13 protein-coding genes are annotated in these 17,979 nt (G+C 35.7%); 8 read left to right on the top strand and 5 right to left on the bottom strand.

Translation table 11 applies throughout. The features are described from left to right. The first annotated feature begins 42 nt into the window (after positions 1 to 42). Positions 43 to 2,535: an ABC transporter permease gene (locus tag BXY75_RS05820; RefSeq protein ID WP_121907366.1), complete on the top strand. Its 2,493-nt coding sequence runs from the start codon at positions 43 to 45 to the stop codon at positions 2,533 to 2,535. Between the two features lie 161 nt (positions 2,536 to 2,696). Here the strand turns inward: BXY75_RS05820 and BXY75_RS05815 are convergent, their stop codons facing one another. Further along, positions 2,697 to 3,908: a serine hydrolase domain-containing protein gene (locus BXY75_RS05815; RefSeq protein WP_121906778.1), complete on the bottom strand. Its 1,212-nt coding sequence runs from the start codon at positions 3,906 to 3,908 to the stop codon at positions 2,697 to 2,699. 72 nt (positions 3,909 to 3,980) lie between these two features. Here BXY75_RS05815 and BXY75_RS17120 point away from each other — a divergent pair, with 72 nt between their 5' ends. Both BXY75_RS17120 and BXY75_RS05810 read left to right on the top strand, forming a co-directional pair. Then, complete coding sequence (locus BXY75_RS17120) at positions 3,981 to 4,160, top strand: hypothetical protein (RefSeq protein WP_170152855.1); 180 nt, start codon at positions 3,981 to 3,983, stop codon at positions 4,158 to 4,160. A 110-nt stretch (positions 4,161 to 4,270) separates the two neighbouring features. Continuing rightward, positions 4,271 to 6,310, top strand: a complete 2,040-nt coding sequence (locus tag BXY75_RS05810; RefSeq protein ID WP_121906777.1) for a T9SS type A sorting domain-containing protein — start codon at positions 4,271 to 4,273, stop codon at positions 6,308 to 6,310. 175 nt (positions 6,311 to 6,485) lie between these two features. On the opposite strand, the gene BXY75_RS05805 is transcribed toward BXY75_RS05810, so the two are convergent. Then, positions 6,486 to 6,614, bottom strand: coding sequence for a shikimate kinase (locus tag BXY75_RS05805; RefSeq protein WP_245962923.1), 129 nt, complete (start codon positions 6,612 to 6,614; stop codon positions 6,486 to 6,488). Positions 6,615 to 6,821: 207 nt separating this feature from the next. Here BXY75_RS05805 and BXY75_RS05800 point away from each other — a divergent pair, with 207 nt between their 5' ends. The 3 genes from BXY75_RS05800 (at position 6,822) to BXY75_RS05790 (ending at position 12,690) form a co-directional block, all read left to right on the top strand. Further along, positions 6,822 to 7,616 (top strand): hypothetical protein, encoded by a 795-nt coding sequence (locus BXY75_RS05800; RefSeq protein ID WP_121906776.1) that lies wholly within the window; start codon positions 6,822 to 6,824, stop codon positions 7,614 to 7,616. A 481-nt stretch (positions 7,617 to 8,097) separates the two neighbouring features. Then, positions 8,098 to 9,579, top strand: a complete 1,482-nt coding sequence (locus BXY75_RS05795; RefSeq protein WP_121906775.1) for a ComEC/Rec2 family competence protein — start codon at positions 8,098 to 8,100, stop codon at positions 9,577 to 9,579. A 381-nt stretch (positions 9,580 to 9,960) separates the two neighbouring features. After that, complete coding sequence (locus BXY75_RS05790) at positions 9,961 to 12,690, top strand: hypothetical protein (RefSeq protein ID WP_147437236.1); 2,730 nt, start codon at positions 9,961 to 9,963, stop codon at positions 12,688 to 12,690. Between the two features lie 661 nt (positions 12,691 to 13,351). Here the strand turns inward: BXY75_RS05790 and BXY75_RS05785 are convergent. From BXY75_RS05785 to BXY75_RS05775, 3 genes are read right to left on the bottom strand one after another with little or no spacing between them, the layout of a single operon-like run. Beyond that, complete coding sequence (locus BXY75_RS05785; RefSeq protein ID WP_121906773.1) at positions 13,352 to 13,771, bottom strand: hypothetical protein; 420 nt, start codon at positions 13,769 to 13,771, stop codon at positions 13,352 to 13,354. Positions 13,772 to 13,785: 14 nt separating this feature from the next. Further along, positions 13,786 to 14,892 carry a hypothetical protein gene (locus BXY75_RS05780; protein WP_121906772.1) on the bottom strand — a complete coding sequence of 369 codons (1,107 nt, stop codon included), beginning with the start codon at positions 14,890 to 14,892 and terminating at the stop codon, positions 13,786 to 13,788. Beyond that, the gene (locus BXY75_RS05775) at positions 14,886 to 16,082 is read right to left on the bottom strand and encodes a toll/interleukin-1 receptor domain-containing protein (RefSeq protein WP_121906771.1); all 1,197 of its coding nucleotides are present in this window, start codon (positions 16,080 to 16,082) and stop codon (positions 14,886 to 14,888) included. Before BXY75_RS05775 ends, BXY75_RS05780 begins: the two co-directional genes overlap by 7 nt. A gap of 601 nt (positions 16,083 to 16,683) precedes the next feature. Between BXY75_RS05775 and BXY75_RS05770 the strand changes: the two genes are divergently transcribed. Next, a complete protein-coding gene (locus BXY75_RS05770) occupies positions 16,684 to 17,022 on the top strand; it encodes a hypothetical protein (RefSeq protein ID WP_147437235.1) in 339 nt (112 codons plus the stop codon). 470 nt (positions 17,023 to 17,492) lie between these two features. Next, positions 17,493 to 17,975: a hypothetical protein gene (locus BXY75_RS05765; RefSeq protein ID WP_121906769.1), complete on the top strand. Its 483-nt coding sequence runs from the start codon at positions 17,493 to 17,495 to the stop codon at positions 17,973 to 17,975. Positions 17,976 to 17,979: the final 4 nt, after the last annotated feature.

Here is a 17,979-nt window from a genome sequence, read left to right as displayed (position 1 = left end):
CCAATCTTCACATCAAAAGGCAGCACCGCCTGGCTTTTTAAAATGGCTTGGCGAGATGCAAAAGCAAGTAAAGGACGCTTATTACTTTTTATGGCGTCAATTATTTTGGGGATTGCCGCGGTAGTATCCATCCAGTTGTTTAGCCAGAATCTCAAGGACAATATCCAAGGACAATCAAAACAATTAATGGGTGCCGATTTTATCATCGATAGTAATCAGCTTCCAAATGAACGTGCACAGGCAATTATTGATTCTTTAAAACCTGATGCTTCGGAAGTAAACTTTGTTTCAATGATTGCTTTTCCGAAGAATGAAGGCACCAAATTGGTACGAGTTCGAGCCCTGGAAGGTGACTTTCCATTTTATGGTGAGATGACGACTGAACCGGCTTCCGCAGCTTTAAACTACCAAAAAGATGGAGGAGCTTTAGTGGATGCTACCCTGATGCTTCAGTTTGATATAAACCCCGGGGATTCTATAAAAATAGGGGAGGTCATCCTACCAATTTCCGGAGCGCTAAAAGCTATTCCCGGAAGTACTGCTATCTCAACGTCTGTAGCGCCAACTATTGTGATTCCGAATCGTTTTATTGCTGAAACCGAACTCTTACAATTTGGAAGTCGGAAGGAGTATCAGTTCTTTTATAAAGCACCAAACTTAGATTTAGTGCTCTTAGAAAAACAACTAGATCCTATGTTGGATGCAGAAAACGTCGATTTAGACACGCATACAAGCACGAGCCAACGTTTAGGGCAACGCTATGATAATGTGGGTAAATTTCTCAATCTGGCGGCTTTCATCGCCTTGTTATTAGGTTGTATTGGGATTGCAAGTTCTGTAAATATCTATATCAAAGAAAAACTAACTGCGGTAGCCGTTTTAAAATGTATGGGTGCAACAAGAAGACAAAGTTTCTTGATTTTTCTCATACAAATCTCCGGAATAGGTATCATTGGGGGTCTCATCGGTACCGGTATCGGCGCCGTGCTTCAGGAACTATTTCCTTTTATTTTAAAGGAGTTTTTACCCTTTGATGTTGAAGTCAGTATTAGCCTTCAACCTCTGATTATGGGTGTGTTACTCGGATTTTTCATGTCGGTATTGTTTGCATTATTACCCTTGATACGTACTTGGTATGTCTCTCCATTAGAAGTCTTACGCATTGGGGCAACTCCTTCAGAAAAACCAAAGAGAGCAAGGCTTGTAATTTTTACGGTGATTCTTTTATTTCTCTTCGGATTCTCACTTTGGCTCCTCAATGATTGGAAATTTGCACTTGCATTTGTAGCGGGGACTTTGGTGACCTTTGCCATTTTAGCGGGTATTGCAATCTTGTCCATGAAAGTCGTTAAAACCTATTTTCCGAAGCGTGCAGGTTTTACGGTTAGACAAAGTTTGTTGAACTTATTTCGTCCTAATAATCAGACCTTAGTGCTGATTGTGGCTATAGGTTTGGGAACATTTTTAATCAGTACCCTATATTTTACCAAAGACATTTTATTGGCCAAAACAGAGGTTGGATCGGCTTCGGAAAACGCGAATCTTATCACTTTAGATGTTCAAAGTGATCAGCTTGATGCAATTGTAAAAACATTTGATGCCAACGATTTAAAACTAATTGATAATATTCCCTTGGTTACAATGAGGATGCACAGCATTAAAGGAAAACTTGTGAATGCAATTAGGCAAGATAGTACAAGTCAAATAAGAGGTTGGCTCCTAAATCACGAATTCAGGACGACCTATCGTGAGTCACTTATCGAATCTGAAGAAATAATTGAAGGGGAGTGGACTCCCGTTCAAAACCCGGAAGATCCTATTATAATTTCAATTTCCGATAATCTGGCTGCGGATGCTAAAGTAACTGTGGGCGATCCTATTGTTTTCAATGTGCAAGGGGTGCTCATGGAAACAACAATTGGTAGTATTCGGAAAGTAGATTGGGGACGTTTACAACTCAATTTTTCTATATTATTTTCCAAGGGAGTGTTAGAAGATGCGCCACAGTTTAATGTGTTAACGACCTACGTACCTGATGACGAAAGTTCGGCTGCTTTGCAACGTGATTTAGTGGCGAAATTCCCAAATGTGACTATCCTGGATCTACGGCAGGTTTATACAATCGTGGAAGACATATTAGACAAGGTTTCATGGATTATCAATTTTATGGCATTTTTTAGTATTCTTACTGGGATTATTGTTTTGATAGGTTCTGTGCGAAATAGTAAATATCAACGCATTAAGGAAAGTGTATTGCTGAGAACTTTGGGGGCTAAAAATTCTCAAATACTAAATATCGCAGCATTGGAATATTTGTTTTTAGGCATTTTGGGTAGTTTAGTCGGGATTCTGTTAGCATTGCTAGGCAGTTTGCTGTTGGCCATCCTTGTTTTTAAGGAACCTTTTATACCCTCGGCAATTCCATTTTTGGTGTTCTTACCAGGGATTTCATTATTGGTTCTGGGAATTGGATTAAGCAATATCCGCAGCGTATTAAGAAGTTCTCCCTTAGAAGTGCTTCGGAAGGAGGTTTAATGGGTTGGAAGTTGGATGCTGGATGTTGGATGTTGGATGCTGGAAGTTGGAAGTTGGAAGTTGGAAGTTGGAAGTTGGATGCTGGATGCTGGAAATTAATTATAATAAAAACTCTGCGACTTTTCAACTTTGAAACTTTGAAATGATCCAAGAATTTCTTGCTAAAGTGTACTTTCAAACAAATCTAAGGTTTTCCAGATCTCTTTAAAACTGTTAATAACCGCTCTGTCTTCTTCAAAGTCGGTGTTTTCAAATACTATTTTTCCAATATTAGTTTCAGGATTAAAATACATATATGTAACAATTCCCGGGTCTCCACCCGAATGTCCTAGTCCGCGCTTTGAGAAATCCATGAATATCCCCGAATTAGCGTCTTGAGCTCTTTCAGGAAGCTGAGTTTTTGTTAATTGCTTTGCAAAAAGTTCTTTATAGCTAACTTGATTTAATATCGTGCCTTTTCCTGCCTTCCCTTTCATTAATTCGATGAGATATCGGCTTAAGTCGGCAGTGGAGCTAATAAATCCGCCATCCGGATAGGTAATAAGCTCGTATTTTGCAATTAGGGTATCCTTATTAATAAATAATCTTGAGCGTTGTGAAATATCAATATCAGAGTTCGACCAGCCGGAGGAATTCATTTCTAAAGGATCAAGTATATGTTTTTTAGTAAACTCTTTAAAAGACGAGCCGGTTGCTTTTTCAATTGCCAATGTTGCCAAGGTAGCTGCAATATTTGAATACTCATACATCGTACCTGGTGCATAATCGGCAAAACTTTCGTCTGTATTCCAAACCCCATGTTCACCCACTACTTTTTCTAAATATTCCTCCATCGAGGTTTTGGTTTCGGCTGCTTGAAAGTATTCCATACTTCGCTCATTTGGAGCTAGTTCGTTGTCGATAAGCACATAAGACATTCCATAATAATCTGAATCTAAAATAGAGGAGGTGTGTGTTGCCAGCTGCCGAAGCGTTATTGGTGTTTCAGGATGCTTTTTATTAATTACTTTAAAAGGTAAAAATGTGTTTACAGCGTCGTCAAGTTCTAGCTTCCCCAATTCCTGAGCTTTCAGTAGTGAGATCCCAATTAAAGTTTTTGAAATGGATCCTATATTCTGAAGCGTTTGAGGCGTGTATTTTTTATTATTTACAATATCTGCATAGCCAAACCCTTCATTGTAAATAACCCCATCTAGATTGACCACAGCAACCGAAAAACCAATTATAGGTCCTTGTTTGGAAATACTATCTAGTTTTAGAGTGAGCGCATCTTGCGCCGGATTGTTAGAGACTTCAGTTTTTATGCCATTGGATTGGTGCTTACAGGCAGAAGTGAGCATGGCTAGTGCTAGAATAAGAAGAAGTTTTTTCATGTTTGAAAGTTACGAATTTATGGGATAGTAGTGAATAGTGAATAGTGAGTAGTGAGCAGTGAATGGTGAGCAGTGAACAGTGAAAAAGAGAAAAGAAGAAAGAAGAAAGAGGAAAGAAGAAATGAAGAAGGAAGCTGGAAGTTGGATGCTGGATGCTCGAAGGTGGATGCTGGATGCTGGATGCTGGAAATTAATTATAATAAAAACTCTGCGACTTTTCAACTCTGCGACTCTGCAAGTTTGATACTTTGAAACGATCCAACAATCCAACGAATAATGGTGTCTGGAGTTATTCCATGGAGTCAAATAATGGAGTCATATAATTTTTATATATTGATACAAATTAATTAATCAACACCCATATGCTTTGTCCAAAAAACCTAATAAAAAGAGCTTCAGTATTACTTATATTATTGATTATTAGTGCTTTTAATGGTTATGGACAAGGTATTACTGTCGAAAGTTTTAATCCTTATGATAATACAATCGTTGGAGAAGATATGTACGTAGGAGTAATAATAACCTCCACCTACGAAATTTCAGATGTGGAAGCTGTTGTTAATGGTAACACAATACAACTTACTTCAGTAGGAAATAGTGCATTTGAAGGTACATTAAGTCTTATAGGTGTGCCTCAAGGAGTGCAAACCCTGCAAATAACTGCTACAGATGTTTTTGATAATACAGGCACACAAAATATAATCATTATTTTTGATACAAAGCCGGAGATAAATGTTGTATTACCATTGGATCATAGTGTTGCGAGACCAGAATTAGTATTCGATTTTGACGGGACGGATATTGAGAACGATCTTCCGGTTAGCTTATCATACAAGGTTGAAATATATGACGATAATGGGAATCTTATTTATAGTTTAAGTTCCGGCTCAGCAATTTTACAAGTTGTAGATTTTTCGTTCTTTTTAAATAGAGAGATGAGAATGTTTTTGAGTGTTACTGATGCAAGAGGTCAAACAACGTCCGTTACCAGACAGGTTTATGTTGATACTAGTGAAACTCTAATAGAAGAATATACAGTTGAAAATGAGATAATGGATTTTGACGGAAATAATTTACTTTTTGTTGAAAGAAATGATGTCTTTCATAACAGTCAATTAAAATATGGTCTTAAAGCTGTATCCAAAGTTGATATGAATACAAATCTGGTTACTGATATTCCACTCTCCACAATTATTCCATTACAAGGCAATGGAGCTTTTAAATTATTAGATCAAGCAGTTATTTTTAGCGGAAATGATTTTGAATATCTTAGTAGGGGACATCGTTTTATATGGAACACTAATAGTACAACACAAATTGGGTACACAGGTATTCCAGATTATGATGATGAAAACCATATCGTGCAACTACCTACAAATCCAATTGTTGGAGATGATTTAATGTTTAGCCTCTATGTATGCGAATACATTGAAATCTCACCTGGCACATACCTTCAGGTTTGTCAACCTCATTATTTCCTTCAAGAAGTAGCTGACCCGTTGAATGTCTCTTTCTTAGATGGTTTTCACGGGGAAGAGGATTATGATAGTATAGAAAAAAGAGTAGATAATAATAATATACTGTATTATGATGATGAAGGAAATATTGTTTTACTAAACAATGGAATCAAGGAATACATTACTACCGATGGTATTACAGATGAGCTTAAAAACAGGGATGTAATGTCAGACGGTACTTCTTATGTTTATGTTAAGGATCTTGATGGAGATTATTTTTCAACGGTGTTATTTGATGGGACTGAAGAGATTGAACTTAGAGAAGTTGGGGAGGATTATCTCTATGATGCTTATTATAAGATCAATAATGGTTATATCGCTTTTAATAAAAAAGGAAACTTAGGCCAGGAATTAATAATGTTAAGAAAGCCAACGGGAGAGACAGTGATAGCAGCTCCTTTTGGTACTAACAGTTATATTGAAGCGTTAAATGAATTAGGAGAGATTATTTTCGCTACCGATAATAATCGATATTTATATACTGGAGACGGAGACCTTTTTCAAATATCAAATAATAATACATTAGGAAGTCCTTATTATTATAACGACCAATGGTATATCGCTATGGGGAATACACTTTTTTCCATTGATACTTCTGTAATTCTTCCTGTAACCAATCATGACTTAACGAATCATGAACAAGTAGTTATCTATCCGAACCCGGCCACTAATGAGATCAATGTCAAGTTAGATTATACATCAACTAACGAAAAATTACCGTACACCATAGTTAATATAATGGGGCAGGAGGTATTGAATGGGGATATATCCGGTCAAAGTACTGATTCAAATAAATTAGATCTTAGTGGGCTAAATACTGGAGTCTATTTTTTAAATATTTCTGTTTCAGATAACAGTATAACTAAGAAAATTATTAAAAAATAACGTTTTCAAATCACATTATTTTATCATTCGGCACCAGTCCTTAACACTGCCACTCGCTTAGTATAGGTTCCATTGCGATGACAATTTTTTCCGAAGCTAATAGTACAGGAGTAGGGGACTCATAACGATCTTCATCATTTAAGGCTTCCCCACTTGCCATTTTAACTACATTAGATTACGCATGGTAATCATCTCCATCAAAAAACGGAATATTTAATTCTTCGGAAAGCAGGGATCCAATAGTGCTTTTACCCACGCCCGAAACTCTCATTACGAAAATTACATATTTACTAATTTCTATCATTTTGATTTTCAACTTAACTTTTTCTTTCTTAAAAAGGCTGATGGAACACTTTGAGTGTTAGTCTGTATAAAATGGTTTCGAGATGGGCTCTTACTAATAGGCATTATATAAAATAGAATTTCAATCTTAAATACAGCTCAAAAAACCCTCAACCAAAAGCATTCCCCAAATATTTGTATATTTATTAGAGCCAAATAGGGGAGCGCTATGGCAGAAAACAAAAGTTTTTTAAAATTTAAAGGTACTGTTGGCGATCTGTGTTTTTACAAACTCAATGGTAAAGATATTGTTCGCAAGGCTACAGGGCCTTCTGCGTCACGTATAAAATACGACCCGGCCTTCGCCAACGTAAAAAAGAACAACCACGAATTCGCCGGAGCGACCTATATTAGTAAATCGATCCGTCGAGCTTGGGGAGCCTGGGGCAAACAGTTTCAGGAAACCTATGTGGCAAGCTATTTAACTGGAGAGTGCCGTCACCTTATTGCAGCGGGTAAGGGCACCTTGGGGCAACGAGAAGGTAATCTGCGCATTAATGGCAATATACTCATAGGATTTCCTTTAAATAGGGCACAGCCGGCATCTAAATATGTCACACCTAATTGGCAAATCACACATAGCCCGGACCGTGGACAAATCACTATATCCAATACTAACAGCAGCATTAAACTGCCAAAAGCAAAAGCAGCAACCGCCACACACATTGAGATCACTGCAGCCATTGCCTGGGTAGCAAACCATCATTGGACTGAGGCCACCCTAAAATACCAACCCACCAACCCTGTACAAAATAGCATGGGCGCTACCCAAACAACGGGCTTTATAGCCATAACCCAATGGCGAGATCCAATGGTCTTGCAATTAGACATTCCACAATCACAAATCCCTACTGCAGATGTGGCATTAGTAATTGGTTTAAGTGTGCAATTTGGCAGAGAAGAAAATAATGCCATTACAGCACTCAAAACCGGACAGTCGGCACAGATTATCGCCGTTATCTAAATTACAAATCGCTCTAACAAAACCCTCATTGGTTTAGCACAGTTTCTTTACTATATAATGTATACGAAGCCAAAGTTCACCCGTAGTTCACCCGTAGTAGCGTGTAGCTTACTTAATGTGTCATAGTACTAAACTTCATGGATTACTGCGGTATATTTCCATCGACTGAATTAAACAACCTCAGAACAGGGTGGGAGTTGTAAGATGAATCGATCTATTAAATCACCTATTAAAAAGACGTATTCGGCAGCAGCAAATATTTGCAATAGCACATAGTACGGAATGTCTAATCTTCTTATTTTACTATTATTTAAGCTGTACTCTTAATTTCTTATTATTTTTTATATATTTACTTAATCACTTGAATATTAGTGATTAAACTCTCCTTAAAGATTACAATTAAGCACACTATAAGTTTGATATACCCAATAACGGGTATCTACTTATTCAACATTTGTGACTTAATTTAACTTAAAAAATCATGACTCAATTATCTAAGGAACTTTACAATGAGGGATCAGTAAACTATTGTTTTGCTGAATACCCTTCGGCAAAAATATTCAAGAAACATACAGGGAAATCGTGGTTTAATCATCTCCTTTTTGGCGACTACGTTAAAATTCTAAATACCGATATTAAGAATAAACGAGTTAGAGTAAGAGGGCGTGGAAATACAGGCTGGATGAAGGTTGCTGAGATCCGAAAAGATCGCATATTAGAAGTTAACTTCGTTGATATCGGTCAAGGTGATGGCTGTCATATGGTAACACCGGACGACCAGCATTTCATAATAGATGCAGGCAAGGGGAATAATATGAATCGCTACCTAACATGGAGATTCTACCTCTATAATAAGAAGAAACCAATGTCGTTTCCACTAAATGCTGTTATAAGCCATTCTGACCTGGATCATTACGGCGGATTTCGAGATATTTTTAAAAACAAGCTACTGCATTTTGATAAAATATATCACAACTGTTTAGTCGAACGACCAGGTAATTTACCCTTTGGAGAACAGAAGGACAACTCTATATTTGAATTAGTCCGTACTTCGGATGAAATGAAAGCTTTAATCACCAATGGTGCCAATAGATCTGGAACGCGTTCTACCTACTGTAAAACATTGAATACTTGTCTTAAACATAGTGAAAATGTTGAATTTAAAGGTCTAATGGAGGAAAACAAATATGTCGATCAATATGAAAAAGAGAACAAAATTAGGAATAAACAATTCTCGATGCGCGTATTAGGTCCTATTCATGAGGAAAAAAGTGGACGTAAGTTTCTAAGATCAATCAAAAATACCGGAAAGGATAAAAATGGACATTCCTTAATCTTAAAACTCATATATGATAAGGTACGTATTCTACTGGGAGGTGATGTTAATTCAGAATTCGGTGAAATAATCCATAAGTATTATAAAGATAAAGGAGAATTAAATGAGCTTGTTGTCGATGCTGCTAAAGCATGTCATCATGGAAGTAATCATTTTAATTATGAATTTTTAGAATCCATCAATTCTGGTGTTACGGTAATTTCGTCGGGAGATGAAGAAAGTTATGGTCATCCACGTCCGGATGCTATAGGTGCTTTTGGGAAATGTGGCTATGGTAAACGACCATTAATTTTTTCAACTGAACTTTCAAGATCCAATGTTGAGATCACACTAAGCAAAGCTAAGGAACTCAACAAACTTTTTAATAAGGTAGAAGAACTCACCAAAGGATTAAAAACAATCACAGACCTTGTTGAAGCCGCTGGAGTGCGTAAAAAGATTACTGCAGCCAATAAAAAAATCAACAGTTTCTTAACCAAATACGGAATGATAAATTTACGTACCGATGGCAAAAGAATGATCATGGCCAGTAAACTGGAAGTCCAATCGGCTCATAGCAAGTGGGATATTCATAATCTGGAATATTCAAACCAATCAAAAAGATTTGAATTAATTAAAGAACATTAAACGCTGAAAAGAATTACTACATTATTGTATGTAGAAAAAAAAGCTTGAGCATTTTATTCATACAAAGCAATCGAAAGTTAATAGGAGGCAATTTCATACTTCAACGAAAAGCTCGGCACGAACTCAGGGTTAATTAAAATTTCAACTAGTTTTAATACCAGTTGCTGAGAATAGTGTGAATCAAAATAGGTGATTAAACCTTTTAGATGATATTAGAAAGCTTCAGAAAGACCAGAAAAGAACAAAGAAAGGATACTTATAAAGGGTGATTTACCTCTGTGAAAAGGGTGATTTACCCCTACAGAAAGGTTTATTATACCATTGATTATCATGTATATATAGTTGATATTTGTATTTTAAACCATTTAAATAATGAAGATCATGGATAAAGCAACTTCTAGACAATTCAGATCATTGTCATTAATGATTATTTGCTTCCTAATTTTTTCAATTAGCTACGGACAGCAACAAAAAGACACAAAGGTAGGCCCCGTTAAAACTGCAAAATTAAACTTCAAGGAACTGGCTAAAGACCCTAAATCCTTAACAGACTCCATAAAGAAAAAGAAACCCCAAAACGAGGTGCGTATTCCAGAAAACCTTAGATTACCACCAGGTGCAGATATAAAGCGCCACGATGCACCCCCAAGAGATAGTCTAACTCTAAAGATCAAAAAGAAAGAGAAAGTAGGTAATGATGATATTAATCCAAATTTTCCTGGGCTTGGAGATAATAACACATCTATACCTCCAGATATTGGGGGTGCCGTTGGACCAAACCATCTTATGGTTGCACTCAATACCCAAGTAAGGATTCAAGACAAGAATGGTCTTACCATGTCTACTGTAGGATTAGATGCTTTTTTCTCCTCTTTAGGTGGGTCTCCAAATATGTTTGATCCTAAAGTGCTTTATGATCCTTTTAATTCACGATGGATGATAACTGCTGTTGCTAATGGCCAATCTGCCAACTCTGCTTTGATGGTTGGTGTTTCAGACACGAATGACCCCACTGGTATTTGGAGTCTATATCAATTCGATCCAGATTCTTCGAATACAAATTGGTTTGATTATCCAAGCATTGGCTTTAACAAGAATTGGATTGTAGTGACAGGAAATATGTTTGCTGTTAGCACTAACGCTTTTGGGAATTCTATAGTATATATGTTTGATAAACTTGCATTATATGGAGGGTCTGCAACACCAACTGTATCCAATAGACCTTCTACAGAAGGAGGAGCCAGTTGCCCCTCTATCACTCTTGACAACTCAGAAGAAACAGAACATTTAGTGAGTAGTTGGAATGGTAGCTCGGGAATTATTCGTCTATATACAATAACGGGAACACCTTCAACCCCCAATTATGCCGCAACGCTATTATTTCCTGCTGCTGCGACAAATTGGTCCGATATACCTGCTGGGGGTGCTGACTTTGCCCCGCAATCAACTGTTTCTAATTTAATTAGCAATGGGGACAGTCGAGTACAAAATGCAGTATTTAGGAATGGTTCTTTATGGTGTGCACAGACTATCTTTCTACCTTCAGGAGGAAGTCCAACACGATCTGGGGTTCAATGGTGGCAAATAGACCCTGTAACAGGAACAGTCGTCCAAAATGAAAAAATCCAAGATGCTACTGGGACCAATTTTTTTGCTTACCCTACATTGGCAATTAACGCTTATGATGATTTGTTAATAGGGTATTCTAGTTTTTCAGCAGCACAATTTGCTAGCGCCAATTACTCTATCAGATTAAATAGTGATCCCTTAAGCACAACACAAGGTTCTATACAATTTAAGGCAGGTTTGGCCAAATATTTCAAAATATTTAGTGGTTCATCTAATCGCTGGGGTGATTATTCTAGCAGTTGTATAGACCCAGACGATTTTTCTTTATGGACAATTCAGCAATACGCTGAATCCCCAAGTGGTGGAAGTGATAGATGGGGTACAGAGTGGAATAAATGGGTGCCTCCAGTTGCCGACTTGTATTCAAAAGATTTGGCAGGTGATGTTGGTGCTGAACCTAATCCACTTACAGGTAACATGTGGCAAAGCCCAGATATTTGGGTAAGGAAATCACAAGATATACCTCCATACACATTTGCCCATGTCCATGAAAATGCGGAATATAGAACAGGAACTTCGAATCCCAACTACGTATATGTTGAAGTTCATAATAGAGGATCAATAATGAGCTCTGGAACAGAGCAGATTACTCTTTATTGGGCAAAACCAGGTGCTGGACTAGGTTGGATGGATCCATGGAATGGAGGGATATATTTTGACCCAGGACCAAATACTATGTTAATGGGAGATGTTGTTTCTTCTCAAACAATACCTCCAATACCTGCTAATTCAAGTGAAATATTTGAGTTTCCTTGGAATCCACCAAACCCTGCTTCTTATGCTACTGCATTTGGGACTAATACTAATCATTTTTGCCTTTTAAGCAGGATTACTACAAGTGGATCTGCTCCATTTGGGATGACCTTCCCTGAAACAGGTTCCTTAAACGGCAATGTCCGTAACAATAATAATATAGTATGGAAGAACATTGGTGTGTATGACTTGCTCCCTGGAACCATGTCACCAGCTCAGGCAGTGATTTCGAATATGACCAATCTAGGTATGAATGCTAAATTTACTTTTGATCTGATAGACGAGAATGGTGTGGCTATGTCTTTCGAAAATGGTCATATTCAATTAAAACCAATTGGAAAGCTTGCAGAAACCTTTAAAGAGAATCCACCTCGAGGGTATGGAATTAGCATAAACGAAGATGGAACAATAAACATAAGCAAAAAGGGTGCATTTATAGAAAATGTAAATCTAGAACCAAATGAGTTTGGAATTATGGATATTAGCTATGTGCCTGACAATTCAAAGGAATTAGGTAAGGGTTATGCGATCAATTTCACGCAGCTTGCTAAAGTTAATAATGACAACGAGACTGTAATAGGAGGGCAAACGTTTGTTTATGGTAAAGTAGCTGGTTTTCAAACGGAGCCGGATGGAAATAAAGGTTGGCACTGCCCCATATGGTGCTGGATGATCATTATATTAATTATCCTTTTCATTTTGTGGATAGTGAGAAGAAAGAGAAATTAAAAAAGAGTAATAAGATATTTCTTAGCGTAATTTCACAATCTTGCGGCGGCTAGTGAGATACACAATAGTGTTCACTAACTCCAAATAAAGTAATATTGCTAAGTGATGCCGTAGAAAAAAATCTTGCAGGATAATGTTATTGGGTGGTCATTCTATCAGCATAAATGGTGGACAGTTCCTCGACAAAAGCTCGGTATAAGCTCTCCGGCTAATTATTAAATTAACTAGTTTTAATACCAGTTGCTTAGAATCGCATGCATCAAATTTCCTTGTGCATAACGCGATTATATAAAATAACGCTGAAAAATCGCTATTCGCATATTTGCTATAAATGTACTATAATGTCCTGCGTGAGCCTGTCCTGAGTGAGGCACGAGTCGTAGGGTAACTTTGCTCAGGTGAACGCGGTTTACAGAAACTAATCTCCTTTATTTTTTTCTTCCTAAAATTTCTTTTAAATGTCAGTCGAATACGCTTTGCCTGAAGCTAGCCTGTCCTAAGCTTTTCGTCGAAGGGATAAGAGCTCTCCTATGGAAGTGCTTCGGAAAGACATGGATATCATATTTTAATTGACTTAAAACTTATTCGGTTAAATCAAGTTTTCAATTGAACATCATTCATAGATAAAAATTTTCAACAAAGTACTTTTAATTTCTATCGATCAATTAGTAAATAAAACTAAATTTTCACCTTCCGATGAGCTTAAATCTATTCTTATAATAGTATGGTCTGTTTCACTGGTTGGAGTCATTACACCTGTGAATACTACATTTCCATTAGTTCTAGGAATTGTAAACGCAAGATTTAGACCATCAAAAGTCCCGTTAATCATATCAATTGATCCACTGTTTGGATGGTCTTCATTCCCAAACAATATACCTGATGTTGTACCAATAGAACCGTCTCTAAAAATACCAAAACTATAATTGTCAACACCTTGTACTTCCCATGTATTATCAAATATTCCAATAAATATTGTGCCAATATCTTCTGTTCCTGAATCAGATTTGCAAGCAAAGAATAGTAGTCCAATTACTATTGCAAATACTGATTTTTTAAATACAATTGCTAGAGTTTTCATAATATGTAGTTTAATTAATTATGTTCTTTCAAATCTTCTATAATTTCTTCACCAAGGGCATCAAGGAATGCATTGATTTTTTTATCGACATCTGTATAATAATCCTCATCTAGTATTTTTACCAGTTCATGTTTTATTTCAATGGCAAGTGCATTCTTTGCTTCTTTTCTTTTTTTATTACTCCTAAACTTCTCCATCCTATGATTATTGATGCGAGTTTGTAGATAATTTAGATAACTTTTAAATTTTGGATGAAAATCATCCATTGTCTCCGAATAAACATATTTTAGAGCCGTTCTTGATGCTTCACCCCAATGCATGCCAAAATTTTTAATATATTTTCTTCTATTATTATTTAAGTCATTCCATATAGAATTAAATATTTCTCTTTTCTGCTCAATTTCAGCTAAATGCGGTTTTAATTTATTTTCGGGTAACATCAACAGATAATCAATTTTTTCCTCATAAACATCTATAACTTCCTTTACACGTGCTCTATACGTACTTAGTTTTTCTTCAATAATATCCAATTGCTCTTCCTTAATAGATATATATTCTTTGTTGTACAACAATTTTATCATATCGGAGGTAATCAACTTACGGGACTCATTATCATCGATTATCCCTAATTTAAATGTCAATTGCGCCTTTTTTAGTACGGGTTTATTTAAGTCCAAAGGTTGTAATTTCACTTCTAATTCGAATTCACCGCTAGCTTCATCTAATGTTAATCTTCCGAAAAACACAGCATCGGTCTTTTTTATTATTAGGCTGTCTTTTAAATCGGTTGGCAATCGTGAAATTCCGAAAATTTCATCCTCAATTTTAATAGCTCTTAGAATATTTACATAACCTCTTCGAGGGAGCACATCATATTTTTCGGTAGCTATTATCTTGGTTTCGAAATCGTCTGTAAATGACTTAGCGGCTTTTTTATGCTTTTTATGACTTGCACTAAAATCCATGACAAAAACACTTTGCTTAACTTCAATAGTATCCATTTCCTGCGCAAAAGCTTCTCCCGTTGAAATTAACAGGCCAAATAACAAAATAGTTGTCGCAGTTATAAATATGTGCTTGTATACATTCATATCACCATAGATTACCCAATTGTTTAGCATTTCATTAATAATTCTGTAGCATCCTTTTCAATAGTCTCTTGTGCTTCACAGAACCCTATTTCGTTTCTAACTTCAAAATAATGGCTGCCATTTTTTTTCTTTACCCTAACAGTAACATATGTTTCCCCTCTGTTCACAATAGTAGCGGGTTTATTGTCAACGTAAACTTCACCATCTGTCATAAATGTTTCCATTTTTAGTTTTACTGTATAATATTGAACACTAACGATATTCTCCTTGCATGACATTACTAATTCTGTCGTATCTTTTTCTATTATTTGCGCTGCTTTGCAATTGCCTTTATTGTTTTTAACTTCAAAACTATAGGGGGTATTTTTTTTTTGAAGCCTAACGAAAATATGTTCATTTTCTCTTTTTACAATCGTTGCTGGTTCATTGTCAACATAAACTTCTCCGTCCTTCATATTGTGAGCAACCTTTAGCATTACGGTATAAACTTCTTCATCTGAAGAAGTTTCAGTAGAAATATCATTAACAGGACTACGTTGCTCTAATTTTTCAGAAGGAAAAAAATAGTAAACCATGAATAAAGCTATAACGCCAACAACTGCATATAAACTTCTATTTAGTATAGTATTGGTTTCACCGGCAGAATCCAACTTAATAGTATTTTCTAAACTGAGATACAGTTGTTGAAAATCTGAACTGATATGCTTGTCAATATTTAAGCTATTTATATCCTTTAGAATATTTGTAAGCCTAGCTATATTATTTCTAATTTCCGAATAGAGGTTAAGATCATCGGCTACACCTTGAATATTAGAGAGTTCTTTTAAATCTCTAATTTTTGTATCTAAAACGGTAGCTTCATTTTCCCAATATTTCACTAGTTCCAGTCTATCAGCCGCTTTGGCTATTTTAACTTCATCTAATACCAGGGGAAATATTCGCTCATAAAAGTCATCATTTTTAAAGATCTGTAGAAGCTCGAACATGCAATTCTCGGATCTTAAAAACTTGTTACTTATTATTACTATTACATATTTACCGCGACCGAGCTCTTCCATAAACTCTTTAATTCGCCCTTTAAATGGTAAATCCTTTTTATCTCTAATGATATTAACTCGCTTTCCGGTAAACTTTTTTTCAATAGAATCTACAATCTTATTACTTTCATCGTTCCATGCATAAGAAATATAAACGGATGGTTTTTTATTACTTTTTTGCATGATAATAAATATATCAATAATGAAACAAAAGTGTTGTAACTAACTGGTTCTTAGCTAAATTTACCATATATATTTTACAATTAAAAATCATACGATACAATAAGCTGTTATTAGATTTAAATGTCAAGTCAATCGTAACTCATTTCCTTGAGCACTAAAAATTAAAAGATTAGTTTTTTTTGGCCCTTCGACAAACAGCTCAGAACAGGCTAAGGCAACGCGGCTGGATCCCGATGTTAAATCAGGAAGCACTTTTGGGTAACGGCTAATTATACTATTGAAAATGAATTATAATGTTCTGCGTGAGCCTGTTCTGAGTGAGGTAGGAGTCGAAGGGTTACTTTTCTTTGGCAAAAGCGAAAATATTTCTACAGTTTCATCAAAAAATTTATTCTAAAAAGTTTCTTCTTTACTATCTAAAGGTGCTCAGCGGAGTACCTTTAATATTTTCATAAGTTTCTTTTTACAACATTAAAAACCTAATATCTAATGATTTACATAAGTTTTTAATAATTATTTTCTATATTTAAATACTCCCTTCTTTTTTTAAGTTCTAAAATCAAATAAATACAAAATAATTATGGCCAGTCTAATTGTTGATATGAGAACATCATACCGGAGAGGAGAAATACATCACATTGATATAGCCCTAATTAATGGAACCGACTCAAGATTGAATAGATACACTATCCTCTCTCGAGTACCGGATACAGCCCCCGGAAGAGATCTAACAGATGCGCTTCGACTTACAGAATTTGGTAATTTACAAAAAGGGGTTTCCTATACCTATGTCCTCAGACTATTTCTTAACAGAGAACCTCATATAGAATTGCGATCTGCAAGTTTTCAAACAAGACAAGATGTATGTACAGGTTATTGGCCGGTTAGACGTTGTTCGGAGGCCACTACAGTTGCCACGGTGCTTGTAAATATAGGGTGATTAATAGTATTGCATAATTAAACATTTGTAAGATAATGCTCTGCGCCTGCCTGCCAAAGCTTTTTAGCGTAGGTAGGTGAGCTTGTCCTGAGTGTGAGTGAGGTACTAATCGAAGGGTCTCTTTGCATAGGTGAAGGCGTTACGAAAGAATTTATCTTCTGTTTTTTTCTTCTGAAAATTTTAATAAACTATAATGGAATACTTTTTATACTAGTCTGTATCGAGCGTAGTCGAGATGACGCGTGTCCGCCGTAGCCTTTTTGCGAAGGAGGATAGGAGTGGAGTGTAATGTGTGTGGAATGGATTTAAAATAATTTTACTATATTTATAGTAATCATTAAATAATCAATGATTAACTCTCCCTTTTAAGATCTAATATTAAATATCTAATTAATACCCTTTATTGGGTATTTTGTTTGACTGTCTACTATGTTAATTTAGTGCACAGTAATAACTAATAACTTTTAATTATGAAATTTACTAAAACGCATTTTAAACAATCAACAAGATTGAAAAGGTATGAAACAAAAATTAAATCAATTTTAAAATCAGAAATTTCTTTAGATGTCAAGGAGTTATATACCAAAGGGGAATTTAAAAATAAAGCGAGTTTAGAAACTTTACTTCATATTGCCGCATATTCAAAAATATTAAGTGAGTCTAATAACACAATTAGCTTACTTTCATTAAAGGCTTCTGTAACTTATACAATTTCTGGAAATGGCATTACTGGTGTGTTTTTAGCTGGAAAAAGTGGAAACATTTCTGGAGGAACAGTTCATGGAGTAGAAATGAGCTCATCATATGATTTTAAAATATCTGTGGTGCATTCTGGTGGAAATTGGACCTTTAACACCTCTAAAATACTAGTCAATGATGGTGCAAAAAGAAAACTAAGTACGTCTAAGATAAGTAATAAATCTAATGATATAATTAATACTACAAAAGCCTAAATAG

Source organism: Ulvibacter antarcticus (assembly GCF_003688405.1).
GTDB classification, from domain to species: Bacteria; Bacteroidota; Bacteroidia; order Flavobacteriales; family Flavobacteriaceae; genus Ulvibacter; species Ulvibacter antarcticus.
Note: the sequence above shows the minus strand (reverse complement) of the source record. Positions and strands in the feature narration are given on the sequence as shown.